Here is a 17,064-nt window from a genome sequence, read left to right on the forward strand (position 1 = left end):
GAACCGATCGATCGACGACGCTCGTCGATGCGGTGATGGGGGCCGTCGCGACCGTCCGGGAGGACGTCGCGGCGGCCCGCCGCCGTGACCCCCGCCGCCACCGACGACCTCGCGCTGCTGCTCACCTCCCCGGGCCTGCACGCGATCTGGACCCACCGGGCCGCCAACGCCCTGTGGAAGCGTGGCGCGAAGCTCCCGGCCCTGGTGATCGCCCAGGGCGCCCGCTCGGTGACCGGGGTGGAGATTCACCCCGGGGCCACCATCGGCCGCCGCTTCTTCATCGACCACGGCATGGGCGTGGTGATCGGGGAGACCGCCGAAGTGGGCGACGACGTGATGGTCTACCACGGGGTCACTCTCGGTGGCCGCTCCATGGAGCGCACCAAGCGCCACCCCACCATCGAGGACGGCGTCAGCATCGGCGCAGGGGCCCGTGTGATCGGCCCGGTCACCATCGGCTCCCAGGCTCAGGTGGGTGCCAACGCCGTGGTGGTCAAGGACGTGCCCGCCCGCGCCACCGCCATCGGGGTGCCCGCGCAGGTACGCACCGGCGCCGCCCACCCCGCCGAGCAGATGGATCCGGCGATCTGGATCTGAGAGCCGGTCCCGGGGCCTAGAACGGGTCCAGGAACGAGGAGCGGCCCACGCCGTTGGCGGCGCGCTCCCACTCGGGCAGAACGTCGTGGGCATCGGCCGCAATCACGTGGTCGAAGGCGGCGCGCACCGCGGGCTCCTGCGGGGGGTCGATGTCGATCAGCACGGTGGTGGCGCCGTGGGTCTTCGCCAGTGGCGCCAGGTGGGCGGCGGGGAACACCACACCGCTGGTGCCCACGGCCACGAACAGGTCTGCCCGCTGCGCGAGCCGCATCCCCATCTTCAGGGCCTGCTCCGGCAGCATCTCGTCGAACAGCACCACGTCGGGCCGGGTGGGGCTGCCGCAGGTGGGGCACAGCTCCGGCACCCCGTGATCGGTGGCGCGGGAGCCCTCGCCGGGGGTGACGGGCATGCGCCAACGGCACTCCGTGCCCAGGCACACCGCGGTCAGGGCGCTGCCGTGCAGCTCGGCCACCACCTCGCTGCCGGCGGCCTGGTGCAGGCTGTCGATGTTCTGGGTGATCACCGGGGCGCCCATGCGGGCGATCGCCCGGTGCCCCGGGGTGGGGCCGTGGCCCACGGCGATCTTCGCCATCTTCCCCCACACCCGCCACAGGTCCGGCAGGGAGCCGGGCAGGCGCTCGGCGTGCATCGCCACCTCGATGTCGGGCTCCAGTGCCCACAGCCCCTGGGGGCCGCGGAACGTTCCCATCCCCGTTCGGGCGCTGAGGCCCGAACCGGTGAGGAACACGATCTCGCGGTGCGCCGGCCCGGGACGGAACACTCCTCGCCGGCCGCGCGTGGTCACCACTCCTCGTGCTCGCGCGAGTCCCAGGCCTTCTGCTCGCCCAGGTCCAGGGAGGCCAGCAGGGCGCGGTCCTCGTCGTCCAATGCCACCCGGTCCAGGGTCGCATTCGTGATCTGACGCTGCGGATCGGACGACTTCGGGATCACCACGATGTCCTGGTCGATCGCCCAGCGCAGCGCTACCTGGGCCGTGGTGGCATCGTGCTTCTCGGCCACCTTCTGCAGCGCGAACTGCGCGGACAGCCCTTCACGGCCTCCGAGCGGGCCCCAGGCCTCAGTGACGATGCCGTGCTCCCGGTGGAAGGCAACCGCCTCGTGGCGCTGCAGGGCGGGGGAGAGCTGGATCTGGTTCACCTCGGGCCACACGCCGGTGGCATCGACCAGTTCCTGGATCTGCTCGGGCCGGAAGTTGGACACGCCGATGTGCGCGGTGAGCCCTTCCTCCTTCAGCTCCACCAGGGTGCGCCAGGTGTCCACCGCGAGCCCGCGGGAGGGGTTCGGCCAGTGGATCAGGGTGAGGAACACGGAGCCTGCACCCAGGCGGCGCAGGGACTCGGTGAGCCCGCTGCGGGCCTGCTCGCGGCCCTGGTCGCCACCGGCGATCTTGGTGGTCACCAGCGCCTTCGAAGCATCGATGCCGCTGGCGCGGATGCCCTCGCCCACGGCCGCCTCGTTGCCGTACTGGGCGGCGGTGTCCAGCAGGCGGTAGCCGCTGCGCAGGGCCGCTGCGATTGACTCCACGGCCGCAGTGCCCTTCAAGGAACTGGTGCCGAAGCCGATCAGCGGGATGGGGGTGCCGTCGGCCAGGGTGGTGGTGGGGATGGACAGATCGGTCACGGGAGCCTCCAGGTCTCGACGTCGGATGGATCCAGCGTAGTCACTTCCGCCCGGGACCGGAGGCGGGCCTTCGCATGCATGCCTGTTAGCGTGCGGCGTGGTAGATCACGCAGTGCGGCGAGGAGGATCCATGGCGGGCACGAGCACCGGGACCGGAACCGGGACCAGCGACGAGACCACAGCACAGGGGGCCCCGGCACAGGGGGCCACAGCACAGGGACCACAGGCCTTCGAGGGCCGCGGGGTGCCCGATGAGATCTCCCCGCTGCGCCGGGTGATCGTGCACCGGCCCGGCCCCGAGATGCAGCGCCTGACTCCCGACACCCGGGAGCGGTTCCTGTTCGACGAGGTGCTGTGGCTGGACCGGGCCCGCGCTCAGCACGACGAGTTCACCGCCCTGCTGCGCCGCGAGGGTGCCGAGGTGCTCGAGCTGACCGAGCTGCTGCAGGACGTGCTGGACGAGCCGCAGGCGCGTGCGGAGCTGCTGGCCGGGGCACTCGACCCGGGGGTGCTCGGTGCGATCGCCGCGCAGGACCTGGGCGAGGCCCTCGCCGATCTGCCCTCCGCGCAGCTGGTCACCGTGCTGATCGCCGGGATCACCGTGGGGGAGCTGCGGGAGCTCGGCGTCCAGCCCCGCTCCATCGTGCTGCAGCCCCTGGGCGAGGACGATCTGGTGCTGGACCCGCTGCCCAACCACCTGTTCACCCGCGATCCCTCCGCCTGGGTGGGGGATCTGGTGTCCGTGAGCCCCATGCACCACACCGCGCGGCGCCGCGAGAGCCTGCACCTGGAGACCGTGTACCGCCGCCACCGGCTGTTCACCGGGGCCGACGGGCCCCGCGCGGTGTTCGCCCCGGAGGCCGGGAGGCTGGGCCGCGGCACCGTGGAGGGCGGGGACGTGATGATGCTGTCGCCCGGCACCGTGGCGATCGGCCTGTCCGAACGCACCACCGCGGTGGGGGTCGAGCACCTGGCCGCAGGGCTGCTGGATGCCGGGGCGGTGGACCGGGTGATCGCCGTGGCCCTGCCGCAGCGTCGCTCCATGATGCACCTGGACACCGTGACCACCGTGGTGGACGAGGAGTCGATGGTGCGGTACGGGCCGCTGGGTCAGGTGGAGACCTACGTGATCGAGAAGACCGGCGACCGGCTGGTTTCCCGCGCCCATGCGGCCGATCAGATGGACCAGGTGCTGGCCCGCGGCCTGGGCGTCCCGGCGCTGCGGGTGATCACCCCGCAGCTGGACCCCTACACCGCCGCGCGCGAGCAGTGGGACGACTCCTGCAACGTGCTGGCCCTGGCGCCCGGCAAGGTGGTGGCCTACGAGCGGGCCGCCGCCACCAACGACCACCTGCGCTCCCTCGGCATCGAGGTGCTGGAGATCGCCGGTGACGAACTGGGGCGCGGGCGCGGCGGGCCGCGCTGCATGACCTGCCCGGTGCTGCGCGGCTGAGGTCAGGCCCCGGCCGCGGCCGGCGAGGAGCGCGACTCAGCGGCGGAACGGGTCAGCGGCGGTAGGAGTGGGAGTGGCCGGGCGGTGGGGGATCGGCGGAGGTCTGCACGACCTGCATCGGATCAGGCAGCGGCTCACTCAGCGACCGCTCCATCAACAGCTGCTGACCGCCGAACTCCTCGAGCCCCTTGCGCACGCTGAAGCCCAGCTTGCGCAGCAGCGTCACCGAGCGCTTGTTCCGCGTCTGGGTCACCGCGATCACCCGGTCGTCCTCCAGCTCGTCCTGCGCCCAGCGCAGCAGCGCCAGGCAGGACTCCGCCGCGTAGCCCTGGCCCGTGTGCTCGGGCAGCAGCGCATAGGAGAGCTCTAGCTCCCCGCGGTCGTACTGCAGGGAGATCGAGCCGATCATCTCGTCGTCCTCGACGGAGGCCAGCGTCCAGCGGCCCCAGGTCAGCCCCAGCGGCGACAGCTCCAACGCCTGCCGGGAGGCGTAGTCCACCGCACCGCCCAGGTACTCCCGGGTCACGGGGTCGGTGAGCAGGCGGATCATCGCCTGCCTGTCCGCATCGAGGGGTTCGCGGATCATGACCCGCTCACTGCGGATCCTGATCGGCCACTCGTTGGTGCCTTCCCGTGTCACCCCTCCACCGTACAAGCCGTACAGGTGTCTGCGAGTGTCATCGGACCCGATGGTCGGGTCCGTCCTCGGGCGGTACAGTGAGGCCTGCGACACGTCGAGGTGTCAGGGGACCGGCGGCCCGAACCGCCTGCGAGCACGAAGGAGAACGATGGTCGAGCAGGCCCTGCGGAGCACCGCCCTGGAAGCGATCCACGAGGAGCTCGGAGCCACCTTCACCGACTTCGCCGGATGGCGGATGCCCGTGCGCTACGGCTCCGACCTGGCGGAGCATGCCGCGGTGCGGGAGAGCGCCGGGCTGTTCGACCTCAGCCATATGGGCGAGATCCGGGTCGAGGGGCCCGAGGCACCCCAGGCCCTGGACCACGCGTTCGCCGGGAAGATCTCCACCGTCTCCGTGGGCCGGGCCAAGTACACCCTGCTGCTCACCGAGGACGGCGGGGTCATCGACGACGTGATCGTGTACCGCCGCGCCGAGGACCGCTACCTGGTGGTCGCCAACGCCTCCAACGCCGAGGTCGACCTCGCCGCGCTCACCGAACGCTGCGCAGGCTTCGACACGAAGGTCATCGACGCCTCTGCCGAGACCGCGCTGATCGCCGTGCAGGGCCCCGCCAGCGCCGACATCCTCACCCGCGCCCTCACCGGTGAGGGGGACACCACAGGCATCACGGCGGAGGACATCGAGGCGCTGGGCTACTACCGCTTCCTGGAGGGCACCTACCGCGGCGAGGAGCTGCTGGTGGCCCGCACCGGCTACACCGGGGAGGACGGCTTCGAGCTGTACGTGCGCGCCGACCTCGCCCCCGCCCTGTGGGAGCACCTGACCGCCGTGGGCGGCGAGGCGCTCACCCCCTGCGGGCTGGCCTGCCGCGACACCCTGCGCCTGGAGGCCGGGATGCCGCTGTACGGCAACGAGCTGGGCACCGACAAGCACCCCGCCCAGACGGGCCTGGGCAAGGTGGTGGCACTGAAGTCCAAGGGCGACTTCGTGGGCCGCGCAGCCGTCGAATCGGCCGACACCACCGACCTGCCGGTTCTGGTGGGCCTGGCCGCCGAGGGTCGCCGCGCCGCCCGCGCCGGCGCCGCCGTGCGCACCGTCGACGGCACCGAGGTGGGCACCATCTCCTCCGGGGCCCTCTCACCCACCCTGGGCCACCCCATCGCCATGGCCTTCGTGCGCCCGGACCTCACCGAGGCCGGCACCGAGCTGGTGGTGGACGTGCGCGGCAAGGACCTGCCCGTGCGCGTGGTGGACCTGCCCTTCTACTCCCGCTCCTGACATCTCTCACGATCAGATCCTGAAAACCCCTTGGGAAGGAACACCGCCATGTCCGATGACCTCCGTTACAGCAAGGACCACGAATGGGTGCGCGTCCAGGAGGACGGCCTGGCCGTCGTCGGCGTCACCGACTTCGCCGCCGGCCAGCTCGGCGACGTGGTCTACGTGGACCTGCCTGCCGCCGACGACGAGGTCAGCGCCGGCACCGTCATGGGCGAGATCGAGTCCACCAAGTCCGTCTCGGACCTGTACTCCCCGCTGGACGGCACCGTCACCGAGGTCAACCAGGAGGTCGTGGACTCCCCGGAGCTGGTGAACTCCTCGCCCTTCGAGGACGGATGGCTGATCAAGGTGCGCTTCGACGCCCTGCCCGAGGACCTCATGGACGCCGAGGAGTACGCCCAGGCCACCCAGGGCTGACCTGGCCGGTCACCACCTGACCGGTACCGCCCATCCGCTCATCGCCCGTCCGACCTGCAGGGGTACTCGCTCCATGACCGATCCGTCCGTGCTCGCCCACGACTCCTTCGTCCGCCGCCACGTCGGCACCGATCCCGACGCCCAGCGCCACATGCTCGACGTCCTTGGCTTCGACTCCCTCGACGAGCTGCTGACCCGGGCCGTGCCCGGCACCATCCTGCTCGAGGCCGAGGACCGCGGCGTGGTGCCGCCCGGCATCGATGAGGCGGCCGCCGTGGAGGAGCTGCGGGCCCTGGCCCGGCGCAACACCGTGCGCCGCTCCCTGATCGGCCTGGGGTACTACGGCACCCACACCCCCGCGGTGATCCAGCGCAACGTCCTGGAGAACCCGGCCTGGTACACCGCCTACACCCCGTACCAGCCGGAGATCTCGCAGGGCCGCCTGGAGGCGCTGCTCACCTTCCAGACCATGATCTGCGACCTCACCGGGATGGACGTCTCCAACGCCTCCACCCTGGACGAGTCCACCTCTGCCGCCGAGGCGCTGATGCTGGCGCGCCGCAACTCGCGCCGCAAGGGCCCGGTGTTCCTGGTGGATGCCGATGCCCTGCCCACCACCAAGGCCGTCCTCGCCGGGCGTGCCACGGGCCTGGGCATCGAGCTGCGCGAGGTCGACTTCGCCCACCAGGGCCTGGCCGGCCTCGAGGACGCCGACTACTTCGGGGCGCTGGTGCAGTACCCGGGTGCCTCAGGGCGCGTGTGGGACCCCAGTGGGGTGATCACCCAGGTCAAGGAGACCGGCGCCACCGCCATCGTCGCAGCGGACCTGCTGGCCCTGACCCAGCTGCGCTCCCCGGGCGAGATGGGGGCCGACGTCACCGTGGGCACCTCCCAGCGCTTCGGCATCCCGCTGGGCTTCGGAGGCCCCCACGCCGGCTTCGTGGCCGTGCGCAAGGGCCTGGAGCGGCAGCTGCCGGGCCGCCTGGTGGGTGTCTCCCAGGACGCCGACGGCAACCCTGCCTATCGGCTCTCCCTGCAGACCCGCGAGCAGCACATCCGCCGTGAGAAGGCCACCAGTGCCATCACCACCGCCCAGGTGCTGCTGGCGGTGATGGCCGCCATGTACGCCGTGTACCACGGCCCCGAGGGCCTTTCCCGGATCGGTCGCCAGGTCGCCGAGCGCACCGCCGAGCTGGCCTCCCAGCTGCGCGCCAGCGGCTACGAGCTGGTGCACGACTCGTTCTTCGACACCGTCCAGGTGCGCGCCACCGGTCGAGCCCGCGACATCGTCGCCGATTTCGCCCGCGCCGGGTTCCTGGTGCGCGAGCTCGATGCGGACCGCCTGCAGCTGAGCCTGGACGAGACCGTCACCGAGCAGGACCTGCATGCCATCGTCGCGGCCTTCGGCCCGCAGGCCGTCGAGCCGCTTGAGGGCGTCGAGGGCGCGGACGACACCGATGGGGACGACTCCGACGGGAACGACTCCGACGGCAGCGGCTCCGCAACGCAGGTGGACGTGGAGGGCGCGTGGGGGGAGCTGGTGCGCACCAGCCCCTTCCTGCAGCACCCGGTGTTCAGCTCCTTCCCCTCCGAGACCGCGATGATGCGCTACCTGCGCCGCCTCGCCGACCGTGACTTCGCCCTGGACCGCGGCATGATCCCCCTGGGCTCGTGCACCATGAAGCTCAACGCCGCCACCGAGATGGCCGGCATCACCTGGCAGGAGTTCAACGCCATCCACCCCTTCGCACCCCGCGAGGACGTGGAGGGCTACCTGGACCTGATCGAGCAGCTGGAGAGCTGGCTGATCGACCTGACCGGCTACGACACCGTGTCCCTGCAGCCCAACGCCGGCTCCCAGGGCGAGTTCGCCGGGCTCCAGGCGATCCGCGCCTACCACGCCTCCCGCGGTGACTCTGAGCGCGATGTGTGCCTGGTGCCCAGTTCCGCCCACGGCACCAACGCCGCCTCCGCCGTCAACGCCGGCCTGCGCGTGGTGGTGGTCGCCTCGGACTCCCGCGGCAACATCGACCTGGACGACCTGAAGCAGAAGATCAAGGACCACGGCGAGCAGCTCGCGGCCCTGATGATCACCTACCCCTCCACCCACGGCGTGTACGAGGAGGAGGTGCGCACCGTGTGCCAGCTGGTGCACGAGGCCGGCGGCCAGGTGTACGTGGACGGTGCGAACCTCAACGCCCTGCTGGAGGTCGCCAAGCCCGGTGAGTTCGGGGGCGACGTGTCCCACCTGAACCTGCACAAGACCTTCTGCATCCCCCACGGCGGCGGCGGTCCCGGTGTGGGCCCGGTGGCGGCGAAGGCGCACCTGGCACCGTTCCTACCCGGCCACCCGGCCATGCAGAAGGCCGAGCACCCGCTGGTGGGCGACGGCGCCGAGGGTCGGGAGAGCGAGGTCGTCCACGGCGGCCCGCCCGTCTCCCAGGCGCCCTACGGCTCCCCGTCGATCCTGCCGATCTCCTGGACCTACATCCGCCTGATGGGGCCGGAGGGCCTGCGCCACGCCACCGCCTCGGCGGTGCTGGCCGCCAACTACGTGGCAGAGCGCCTGCGGGAGGCGTACGACATCCTCTACACCGGTGACAACGGCCTGGTGGCGCACGAGTGCATCGTGGACCTGCGCCCCTTCACCGCCCGCACCGGGATCACGGTGGACGATGTGGCCAAGCGCCTGATTGACTACGGCTTCCACGCGCCCACCATGAGCTTCCCGGTGGCCGGCACCCTGATGGTGGAGCCCACCGAGTCCGAGGACCTCGGCGAGATCGACCGCTTCGTGGACGCCATGCTGATGATCGCCAAGGAGGCGGACGCGGTCGCGGCAGGGGAGTGGCCGGCCGACGACAACCCGCTGGTCAACGCCCCCCACACGGCGGACTGCATCGCCGTGGGCGACTGGAGCCACCCGTACTCGCGGGAGGTCGCGGTGTACCCGGGGATCTGGAACGGCGGGGACGACTCCTCCGTGCACTCCAGCGCCCGGATGCGGATCCAGTCCAAGTACTGGCCGCCGGTGCGTCGCATCGACCAGGCCTACGGCGACCGCCACCTGGTCCCCACCTGGCCCGTGTGAACGGGTCTTTGTGAACGGGCATGACGCCCCGGCTTCGCGCCGGGGCGTCACGCCGTCTAGCCTGCGGCTATGACACAGATCCTCACCACCCACGCCGGTTCCCTGCCCCGCAGCCCCGAACTGATCGAAGCCAATGCCGCCCGCCCCGTGGGGGAGGACGGCCTCACCCCCGAACCCACCGACGAGTTCCGCCGGGTGCTGCGTCAGGCCGTGGCCGACGTGGTCGCCAAGCAGAAGCAGATCGGCATCTCCATCCCCAACGACGGCGAGTACGGGCACCTGATGGGCTCCGCGGTGAACTACGGCTCCTGGTGGTCCTACATCTTCGATCGCGTCAGCGGCCTGGAGCTCACCGGTGCCGACATCTTCTCCACCGAGCCCGTGCGCTCCGAGCCCGGCAACGTGCGCCTGACCACCTTCCCGGACCGCCGCGACTGGACCATCTTCGCCGAGGCCTACCAGGACCCCACCTCGGGGATCACCGTGGGATCCCAGCCGAACTTCCCCGCCGCCACCGGCGCCATCGCCTACTCCGAGACCGGCCGGCAGCTCGTGCAGCAGGACATCACCAACTTCCGCTCCGCCCTGGATGCCAGCGGCTACGACTCCGGATTCCTCGCGGCCCTCTCGCCCGGCTCCGGCAGCCGCATCGTCGATGACCACTACGGTGACGAGGACTCCTTCCTCGACGCCTGGGTCGAGGTGATGCGCCCCGAGTACGAGGCGATCGCCGCCGCAGGCCTCACCGTGCAGATCGACGACCCCTCCATCGCGGAGAACTGGGACCAGGTCAACCCCGAGCCCTCTGTGGAGGACTACGTGGCCTTCACCCGCAAGCGGGTGGACGCCGTGAACCGGGCCCTGGTCAACGTGCCCACCGAGCAGACCAGGTTCCACCTGTGCTGGGGCTCCTGGCACGGCCCCCACACCACCGACATCGAGTTCCGCCACATCGCCGGCCTGCTGCTGGAGATCGACGCCAAGTTCTACAGCTTCGAGGCCGCCAACGTGCGCCACGAGCACGAGTGGACGGTGTGGGAGAACACGGAGCTGCCCGAGGGCAAGGTCATCGTCCCGGGCATCGTCTCCCACGCCACCAACGTGGTGGAGCACCCGGAGCTGGTGGCCCAGCGCATCGAGCGCTTCGCCCGCCTGGTGGGCCCCGAGCGTGTGATCGCCTCCACCGACTGCGGACTGGGCGGGCGCATCCACCCGCAGATCGCATGGGCGAAGCTCGAGTCCCTGGTGGCCGGCGCGGAGATCGCCTCCGGCCGCCTGTGAGACCCTCCGCGCGCTGATGCGGACCGACGACGCCGAGGTGGCGAGTGTTCACCTCGGCGTCGTCCACGTGTCACGGCGAGGTGGTGGACGTGCCGCCCGCGAGGAGGAAGATGGCAGGCGTGAGGATCCTCGTGGTTGCCGAATCGTTCCTTCCACACATGAACGGGGTCACCAACTCGGTGCTCCGGATCGTGGACCACTACACCGCCAGCGGTGATGACGTCGCGATCATCGCCCCGCAATGGCCCCGAGCCGACACCTCCCTGCGCACCGCCTGCGGTCGCCGGGTGAAGGTGCGGCGCATCCCCTCGGTGCCGCTGGCTGGCTACCCGGACGTGCGCATCGCCACCACCAGCGCCGCTGCGCTGCGTCGCCGCATCACCGACTTCGAGCCGGACGTGATCCATCTGGCCTCACCGACGGTGCTCGGGGGACGCGCCGTGGTGGCCGCTCAGAAGCTCGGCGTGCCCACCGTCGCCGTCTACCAGACCGACATCCCCGGGTACACCGCCCGCTACGGGATGCCGTTCCTGGAGAGCGCCAGCTGGCAGCTGCTGCGGGACGTGCACAACCGTGCCTCCCTCACCCTCGCCCCCTCCACCGCCACCCGCGACCAGCTGGTGGCCCACGGCGTGGAGCGGGTGCACCTGTGGCGCCGCGGCGTGGACACCTCCCTGTTCTCCCCGTCCCTGCGCAGCGAGCGCCTGCGCGCCAAGCTCGCAGGGCCAGGGGAGCGGATCGTGCTGTACGTGGGCAGGCTCGCCCCGGAGAAGCAGGTGGAGGACCTCAAGGTCATCCACGACATGCCCGGGGTGCGCCTGGTGATCGTGGGGGAGGGGCCCGAGAGGGACGCCCTGCGCCGCCACATGCCCCGCGCCCGCTTCACCGGGTTCCGCTCCGGCACGGACCTGGCCACCCACCTCGCCAGTGCCGACCTGTTCATCCACCCCGGTGAGCTGGAGACCTTCGGGCAGACCATCCAGGAGGCCATGGCCTCCGGGCTGCCCGTGATCGCCCCGCGCAGCGGCGGGCCGGTGGACCTGGTGACCCCCAGCCGCACCGGCTGGCTGTACACCCCGGGCATGCTGGACGAACTGCGCGAGGCCGCCACGGACCTGCTGTTCGACGACGCCAAGCGTGCCGCCTTCGGGGAGGCCGCCCAGGACTCGGTGCGCAAGCGCACCTGGCCGGTGCTCTCCGAGCAGCTGCGCGGCTACTACCAGCAGGCGATCACCGCGAACATCGGGGTCGGCGCCAGCCACTGAGATTGCCGCCAGCAGGTGAGACCCCGGGTAGGGGAGCGCGGTCAGTCGGTGAGCACCTGCTGAGCGAACGCCTCCAGCAGGGCCGTGCCCGCCGCGACGACCTGCGGGACGCCGGCGAACTCGGCGGCCATCGCCTCCGGCTCGGCACCGGCCCGGGTGAGATCCGAGGTGCGCGCCCAGGTGCCCACCACCTGTGCGGTGACCTCGGGATGGAACTGCACCGCCCACAGCGAGGTTCCGGTGCGGAAGGCGGCGATCCCGCCGTCCTCGTCCTTCGCCAGCAGCGTCGAGTGCGGGGGGAGACCGGTCACGGTGTCCTGGTTCCAGCTCAGCACCGCCGGCCCCGAGCCGCCGTCACCATCGAGGGCCCCTGAGTCGATCGCCCCCAGGACAGGATCCTCCCGGCCGTCGTCGGTGAGGGCGATCGAGGTGAGTCCCACCAGGGGCTGCTCGCGCCGACCGATGCGCCCCTCCAGAGCGATCGCGGCGAGCTGAGCACCCAGGCAGATGCCCAGGGTGGGCAGGTGGCGATCCACGGCCAGTGCCAGCAGGCGCCTGGTCTGCGGCAGCCAGGCATACTCGGCGTCGTCCCGGGCCCCCATCGCCCCGCCCAGCACCACCAGCCCCTCGAAGGTGCCCAGGTCCGCAGGGAGCTGATCGCCGCGGTAGGGGCGGTTCAGATGCATGGTGAGTCCCGCGCGGGAGAGCACATCGGCCAGCAGGCCCGGCGGGCAGTCGGCCTCGTTCTCGATCACCAGGACATCGGAGGGATGAGCGTCCATGGGCCTTTCCTACCAGAGCCCCAGCCGGGCCGTGTCACATTCGGCCACACTCCTTCGCCCCGGGGCGTGCCCGGTGATGGACTGCGGGAGTCGCGATCGGCGACCACCACGCAGGGCCACCTCATAAGGCCACCACAGTTCTCCCGGGAAGGACCACTCATGGCGCAGCGCACCACCACCCGTCGCCCGCTCATCGGCGTGACCGCGGGGACCCGGCCCATGATGTCCGGCGCCTGGGCGGGCCATGACGCCGTGGTGATCACCGAGCACTACGTGCGCGCCATCCGCGCCGCCGGGGCCCGCGCCGTGGTGATCGCCCCGCAGGACGAGTGGACCGACGAGGAAGTGGCCGAGCTCGACGCCATCGTGCTCAGCGGCGGCACCGATCTGGACCCGGCCCTGCTGGGCGAGACGCCCCTGCCCACCGACATGGAGGCGCAGCCCGAGCGGGACGCCTTCGAGACCGCCCTGTACCGCACGGCGAGGCGCACCGGCGTGCCTGTTCTGGGCATCTGCCGTGGCCTGCAGATCGCGGTGGTCGCCGAGGGCGGTTCCCTCCACCGCCACCTGCCGCACGATCTCCCGCAGCACCCGACCACGGGGGAGCGGCCCACCGCTGTCACTGCCCGGATCGGTGCCGACAGCGATCTGGCCCTGGCCCTCGGCAGCAGCTCCGAGGTCACTGCCTACCACCATCAGGGTGCCCGGGAGGTGCGTGGGGGCCTGCGGGTGGTGGCCCGTCATGACAGTGGACTGCCGCTGGCGGTGGAGGCCGACGGCGGCTCCCCGGTGATCGCCGTGCAGTGGCACCCCGAACTGGACGCCTCCCAGGCCCCGGTGTTCGACGCGCTGGTCGCGGCGACACGACAGCGCAGGGCCGAGCCTCAGGAGGCGACGGCCACGGCGCATCGCCCCGTGGTCCCCGCCACCGGGAGCGCTGGTCTACGATAGGTGCGGATCCATCGGCCAGGACCATCGGAGGAAGCATGAGCACGGAGCACACCACGCGGGGCGTCCAGGGGAGCCACGCAGCGAACACCACCTCGCAGGGGAACAACCTCGTCCTCAGCGTCGCACTGTTCGTGCTCCTGTTCGGCCTGTTCGTGGCCGGGCTCTACGTGATGAGCCTGTTCACCCTGTGGACCTTCGTGATCGGCACCATGATGTGCATCGTCGCGCTGTACCTGACCTTCGACCTGGTGCCCCGCTTCCTCACCTGAGTCCGCCGTCGGCCCCGTCCGGGCCCTGACGCCGTCGACGAGGGCGCACAGACACGACAAGGACGTTTCCGTTCCACCAGAGATCGATCCTGGTGCGGAAACGTCCTTGTGCTGTACGGGGTCGTGCCGGGTCGCAGACCAGCCGGTGACGGGTCAGCCGCGGTCGCGGTCCAAGCGCACCACCGACTCCAGTGCCACCACCACCATGTCCTCGAAGGACTCCTGGCGCTCCATGGCGCTGGTCTCCTCACCGGTGAGCAGGTGATCCGAGACGGTGCACAGCGCGAGCGCCCGGCGCGAGAACTGCGCGGCCAGGGTGTACAGCGCCGCCGCCTCCATCTCCACGCCCAGCACGCCGTAGTCGGCCAGGGTGGAGGTGACCTCGGGGTCGGGGTTGTAGAACTGGTCGGCCGAGTACAGGCCACCCGCGATCACCGGGAGCAGGCGCTCCTCGGCCACCTCCGCTGCCAGGCGCAGCAGGTCGAAATCCGCCGCCGGGGCGTAGTTGACGTGACGGAACCGCGGCACGTTCATCGCGGAGTCGGTGGAGGCTGCCACACCGAGCACCACGTCGCGCACCTTCACCTTGTCCGAGAGGCCGCCGCAGCTGCCCACCCGGATGATGGCCTCGACGTCGTACTCGGTGAACAGCTCGTGGGCGTAGATCGCGATCGAGGGCTGGCCCATCCCGGAGCCCTGGGCGGAGACCCGCACGCCCTGGTACGTGCCGGTGTAACCCAGCATCCCGCGCACGTCGTTGTACTGGACCGGGTCCTCCAGGAACGTCTCGGCGATCCAGCGGGCCCGGTACGGGTCGCCCGGCATCAGGACATAGGGGGCGATCTGGTCAGGGGTTGCACCGATGTGTGTCGACATGACGCCAGCCTACGGGGGGATCAGCCCGCCCCGGGTGTGCGCCGCACCGCAGGTGGCCCATCCCGCTTGCCCCGCGGGCCGGAGGTGGTCGAGGATGGTCGGTCGTGAACGTTCCCACGCCGCCGCCCGGCGACACCCGGTCATCGATCCCCACGGACGCCCGCCGCGCACGGTGGGCGGTGTCGATGATCTTCTTCCTCAACGGGCTCAGCTTCTGCGCGATCCTTCCGCGCTACCCGGAACTGGTGGAGTCCATCGGCCTGAGCAACACCGCCTTCGGGCTCGCCGTGGGACTGGGGCCGGTGGGTGGCCTGCTGGCCGGCCTGGGGGCCGCCGGGCTGATGTCCCGCTGGGGCACCGCGAGGGTGGCGGTCACCGCGCAGATCGCCGCCACCACCTCCCACCTGCTGGTGTACGTCTCGGGCTCCTGGTTGTGGCTGGCAGGCTCCCTGCTGCTGGCCGCCGCCTGCGATGCCATCACCGACATCGCGATGAACGGCCACGGCATGCGCGTGGAGCGCCGCTACCGCCGCTCGATCATGAACAGCTACCACGGGTACTGGTCGCTCGGCGCGGTGACCGGCGGTGTGCTCGGCGCCGCCGGCGCGCAGGTGGGGCTGCCGCTGTGGATCCAGGGCGTGGCCGGTCTGGTGCTCTTCGGCGCCGCTGCCATGGTGGCGGGCCGCTTCATGCTTCCCGGCCCGGACTCCACCGAGCGAACCCCGGTGGCCGGCCCCTCACCCGCCTCTGCGGCCGATGTCCCGGCCGATGCCGCCCCCGAGGGGAGCTCCGGGATCCGCATCGCCGGCATGAGCCTCAGGGCGCTCGGCCTGATCGCAGCGCTCGGCATGGTGCTGGTGTTCGCCGGGTCCTCGGAGGACGCCGGCAACACCTGGGGTGCCCTGTTCATGAACTCGACCTTCGAGGTCACCCCCTTCGTGGCTGGCCTCGCCTTCGTGGCCCTGCAGGGCGCGCAGACCATCGGCCGCTTCACCGGTGACGCCGTGGTGGACCGCCTGGGTGACCGGCTCACCGCGCGCATCGGTGCGCTGATCGCAGCGGTCGGCATGAGCTTCGCGATGCTGGTGCCCACCCCGGTGACCGCACTGATCGGCTTCGCGGCCGTGGGCTGGGGCATCGCCACCCTGTTCCCGGCGGCATTCCGCGCAGCCGACGACATGCCCGGTGTGCCCCAGGGGGTGGGTATCACCGTGGTGGGATGGCTGGCCCGCGTGGGCTTCTTCGTCACCCCGCCGCTGATCGGCGCCCTGGCCGATGCCTTCACCCTGCGCTACGCCCTGTGGATGGTGCCGCTCTACGCCGTGGGCATCCTGGTTTTCTCCGGGGTCCTGTCCGGTCGGGACGACACCTCGGCGGACCAGGACCGCTGAACCCCGAAGTGGCCGACGCTCAGAACCGGTCCGGGTCCCCCGCGCCCACCCGCGCCACCTCGACCTCACCGGCGGAGAGGTTCACCACCGTGGTGGGTTCGATGCCCACCTCACCGGAGTCGATGATCGCGTCGAGCTGATCGCCCAGCAGGTCCTGGACCACCCAGCCCTCCGAGGGCGGGTCCTCCTGACCCGGCAGAAGGAGGGTGGAGGAGACGATCGGCTCCCCGAGAGCCTCCAGCAGGGCGTGGGTGACCCTGTGATCGGGGATCCGCACGCCCACGGTGTGCTTCTTGGGGTGGGCCATCCGGCGCGGCACCTCCTTGGTGGCCGGCAGGATGAAGGTGTAGGGCCCGGGGGTGGAGTTCTTGACCAGCCGGAACGTGGGGTTCGAGACGATCACGAACTGGCTGAGCTGCGCGAAGTCCGCGCAGACCAGGGTGAAGTGGTGGTCCTTGCCGACCTGGCGGATGCGGCGGATCCGCTCCAGTGGCTCCCGGGCGTCCAGGGTGCAGCCCAGGGCGTAGCAGGAGTCGGTGGGGTAGGCGATCAGGCCGCCCTCCTGGAGCACGTGCACGGCCTGGTCGATCAACCGGGGCTGAGGATCCACCGGGTGGATGTCGAGGTATCGAGCGGATTGCGAGGATCTGGCCATGCTCGATGCTACGTCGGCGCAGGCCCGGCGGCCATGACCGGTCGGTCGTCGGCGTTCGTGGCGTGGGCGGACCCGAACCGTTCGCACGCAGGGTCAGGCGACGACCACGAACTCCCGGCCGATCCACTTGGTGCGGCGCATCCGCACCACCGCGCTGATCGGCAGCGGGCCGTTGATGTGCGGGTACCCGCGGCCACCGCGGTCATCGGCCTCGATGTCCACGGCGGTGCCGATCGCCTCCACCCGTGCGGCATCGATCTCCAGGATCACCAGGTCCCCCGGCCGGTCGGGGTAGACGCGCTTGGCGACCATGGAGACCTGTTCGGGGAAGCAGGCATGGATGAAGCCGACCTCGTCGAGGGTGCGGCCGCGCGTGGAGCGCGTGTACCAGCCCTCCCTCACCGCCGCATCCCAGGCGGACAGCTCGGTGATGTGCCAGATCAGGGGCGCGGGCATGGAGGGCAGTGTAGCGT

16 protein-coding genes and 1 pseudogene are annotated in these 17,064 nt (G+C 71.2%); 10 read left to right on the forward strand and 7 right to left on the reverse strand.

Annotated features, from left to right (window positions below):
• The first annotated feature begins 35 nt into the window (after positions 1-35).
• Positions 36-597: pseudogene (epsC, locus tag JOD52_RS04970) on the forward strand (serine O-acetyltransferase EpsC).
• Positions 598-613: 16 nt separating this feature from the next.
• Here epsC and JOD52_RS04975 read toward each other — a convergent pair.
• Both JOD52_RS04975 and JOD52_RS04980 read right to left on the reverse strand, forming a co-directional pair.
• Positions 614-1,402, reverse strand: a complete 789-nt coding sequence (locus JOD52_RS04975) for a Sir2 family NAD-dependent protein deacetylase (RefSeq protein ID WP_259885759.1) — start codon at positions 1,400-1,402, stop codon at positions 614-616.
• Positions 1,399-2,238, reverse strand: a complete 840-nt coding sequence (locus JOD52_RS04980; protein WP_204408949.1) for an aldo/keto reductase — start codon at positions 2,236-2,238, stop codon at positions 1,399-1,401. The genes JOD52_RS04975 and JOD52_RS04980 overlap by 4 nt, the downstream gene beginning before the upstream one ends.
• A gap of 130 nt (positions 2,239-2,368) precedes the next feature.
• Here JOD52_RS04980 and JOD52_RS04985 point away from each other — a divergent pair, with 130 nt between their 5' ends.
• On the forward strand, positions 2,369-3,691 hold the full coding sequence (locus JOD52_RS04985) for an arginine deiminase (RefSeq protein WP_204408950.1): 1,323 nt from the start codon (positions 2,369-2,371) through the stop codon (positions 3,689-3,691).
• 52 nt (positions 3,692-3,743) lie between these two features.
• Here JOD52_RS04985 and JOD52_RS04990 read toward each other — a convergent pair whose 3' ends face one another.
• On the reverse strand, positions 3,744-4,277 hold the full coding sequence (locus JOD52_RS04990) for a GNAT family N-acetyltransferase (RefSeq protein ID WP_239551798.1): 534 nt from the start codon (positions 4,275-4,277) through the stop codon (positions 3,744-3,746).
• Between the two features lie 202 nt (positions 4,278-4,479).
• On the opposite strand from JOD52_RS04990, the gene gcvT reads away from it, so the two are divergent.
• From gcvT to JOD52_RS05015, 5 genes are all read left to right on the forward strand, one after another.
• Positions 4,480-5,610: a glycine cleavage system aminomethyltransferase GcvT gene (gene gcvT, locus JOD52_RS04995; RefSeq protein WP_204408952.1), complete on the forward strand. Its 1,131-nt coding sequence runs from the start codon at positions 4,480-4,482 to the stop codon at positions 5,608-5,610.
• A 48-nt stretch (positions 5,611-5,658) separates the two neighbouring features.
• Positions 5,659-6,030 carry a glycine cleavage system protein GcvH gene (gene gcvH / locus JOD52_RS05000; RefSeq protein ID WP_017822918.1) on the forward strand — a complete coding sequence of 124 codons (372 nt, stop codon included), beginning with the start codon at positions 5,659-5,661 and terminating at the stop codon, positions 6,028-6,030.
• Between the two features lie 73 nt (positions 6,031-6,103).
• Positions 6,104-9,121: an aminomethyl-transferring glycine dehydrogenase gene (gcvP, locus tag JOD52_RS05005; protein WP_204408953.1), complete on the forward strand. Its 3,018-nt coding sequence runs from the start codon at positions 6,104-6,106 to the stop codon at positions 9,119-9,121.
• 69 nt (positions 9,122-9,190) lie between these two features.
• The gene (locus tag JOD52_RS05010; RefSeq protein WP_204408954.1) at positions 9,191-10,402 is read left to right on the forward strand and encodes a cobalamin-independent methionine synthase II family protein; all 1,212 of its coding nucleotides are present in this window, start codon (positions 9,191-9,193) and stop codon (positions 10,400-10,402) included.
• Positions 10,403-10,521: 119 nt separating this feature from the next.
• Positions 10,522-11,667 (forward strand): glycosyltransferase family 4 protein, encoded by a 1,146-nt coding sequence (locus tag JOD52_RS05015; protein ID WP_031306991.1) that lies wholly within the window; start codon positions 10,522-10,524, stop codon positions 11,665-11,667.
• 41 nt (positions 11,668-11,708) lie between these two features.
• Here JOD52_RS05015 and JOD52_RS05020 read toward each other — a convergent pair whose 3' ends face one another.
• Positions 11,709-12,449, reverse strand: coding sequence for a type 1 glutamine amidotransferase (locus JOD52_RS05020; protein WP_204408955.1), 741 nt, complete (start codon positions 12,447-12,449; stop codon positions 11,709-11,711).
• 159 nt (positions 12,450-12,608) lie between these two features.
• Here JOD52_RS05020 and JOD52_RS05025 point away from each other — a divergent pair, with 159 nt between their 5' ends.
• Both JOD52_RS05025 and JOD52_RS05030 read left to right on the forward strand, forming a co-directional pair.
• Positions 12,609-13,400 carry a gamma-glutamyl-gamma-aminobutyrate hydrolase family protein gene (locus tag JOD52_RS05025; RefSeq protein ID WP_017822913.1) on the forward strand — a complete coding sequence of 264 codons (792 nt, stop codon included), beginning with the start codon at positions 12,609-12,611 and terminating at the stop codon, positions 13,398-13,400.
• 35 nt (positions 13,401-13,435) lie between these two features.
• On the forward strand, positions 13,436-13,669 hold the full coding sequence (locus tag JOD52_RS05030; RefSeq protein WP_017822912.1) for a hypothetical protein: 234 nt from the start codon (positions 13,436-13,438) through the stop codon (positions 13,667-13,669).
• A gap of 153 nt (positions 13,670-13,822) precedes the next feature.
• Here the strand turns inward: JOD52_RS05030 and deoD are convergent, their stop codons facing one another.
• On the reverse strand, positions 13,823-14,545 hold the full coding sequence (gene deoD, locus JOD52_RS05035; protein WP_204408956.1) for a purine-nucleoside phosphorylase: 723 nt from the start codon (positions 14,543-14,545) through the stop codon (positions 13,823-13,825).
• A gap of 104 nt (positions 14,546-14,649) precedes the next feature.
• Between deoD and JOD52_RS05040 the strand changes: the two genes are divergently transcribed.
• Complete coding sequence (locus JOD52_RS05040) at positions 14,650-15,936, forward strand: MFS transporter (RefSeq protein WP_017822910.1); 1,287 nt, start codon at positions 14,650-14,652, stop codon at positions 15,934-15,936.
• A 19-nt stretch (positions 15,937-15,955) separates the two neighbouring features.
• Here JOD52_RS05040 and JOD52_RS05045 read toward each other — a convergent pair whose 3' ends face one another.
• The gene (locus JOD52_RS05045; protein WP_031306989.1) at positions 15,956-16,591 is read right to left on the reverse strand and encodes an L-threonylcarbamoyladenylate synthase; all 636 of its coding nucleotides are present in this window, start codon (positions 16,589-16,591) and stop codon (positions 15,956-15,958) included.
• 93 nt (positions 16,592-16,684) lie between these two features.
• Positions 16,685-17,047: a DUF952 domain-containing protein gene (locus JOD52_RS05050; RefSeq protein ID WP_031306988.1), complete on the reverse strand. Its 363-nt coding sequence runs from the start codon at positions 17,045-17,047 to the stop codon at positions 16,685-16,687.
• Between the last annotated feature and the right edge of the window lie 17 nt (positions 17,048-17,064).

Source organism: Brachybacterium muris (assembly GCF_016907455.1).
Classification (GTDB): Bacteria; Actinomycetota; Actinomycetes; order Actinomycetales; family Dermabacteraceae; genus Brachybacterium; species Brachybacterium muris.

What these genes read in the sequence shown, in the direction of transcription:
- JOD52_RS04990 (WP_239551798.1), bottom strand. Translation starts at nt 4,277, where the DNA reads ATGATCCGCGAACCCCTCGATGCGGACAGGCAGGCGATGATCCGCCTG.
- JOD52_RS04985 (WP_204408950.1), top strand. Translation starts at nt 2,369, where the DNA reads ATGGCGGGCACGAGCACCGGGACCGGAACCGGGACCAGCGACGAGACC.
- JOD52_RS05050 (WP_031306988.1), bottom strand. Translation starts at nt 17,047, where the DNA reads ATGCCCGCGCCCCTGATCTGGCACATCACCGAGCTGTCCGCCTGGGAT.
- JOD52_RS05025 (WP_017822913.1), top strand. Translation starts at nt 12,609, where the DNA reads ATGGCGCAGCGCACCACCACCCGTCGCCCGCTCATCGGCGTGACCGCG.
- JOD52_RS05045 (WP_031306989.1), bottom strand. Translation starts at nt 16,591, where the DNA reads ATGGCCAGATCCTCGCAATCCGCTCGATACCTCGACATCCACCCGGTG.
- deoD (WP_204408956.1), bottom strand. Translation starts at nt 14,545, where the DNA reads ATGTCGACACACATCGGTGCAACCCCTGACCAGATCGCCCCCTATGTC.
- gcvT (WP_204408952.1), top strand. Translation starts at nt 4,480, where the DNA reads ATGGTCGAGCAGGCCCTGCGGAGCACCGCCCTGGAAGCGATCCACGAG.
- JOD52_RS05030 (WP_017822912.1), top strand. Translation starts at nt 13,436, where the DNA reads ATGAGCACGGAGCACACCACGCGGGGCGTCCAGGGGAGCCACGCAGCG.
- JOD52_RS05010 (WP_204408954.1), top strand. Translation starts at nt 9,191, where the DNA reads ATGACACAGATCCTCACCACCCACGCCGGTTCCCTGCCCCGCAGCCCC.
- JOD52_RS05020 (WP_204408955.1), bottom strand. Translation starts at nt 12,449, where the DNA reads ATGGACGCTCATCCCTCCGATGTCCTGGTGATCGAGAACGAGGCCGAC.
- gcvP (WP_204408953.1), top strand. Translation starts at nt 6,104, where the DNA reads ATGACCGATCCGTCCGTGCTCGCCCACGACTCCTTCGTCCGCCGCCAC.
- gcvH (WP_017822918.1), top strand. Translation starts at nt 5,659, where the DNA reads ATGTCCGATGACCTCCGTTACAGCAAGGACCACGAATGGGTGCGCGTC.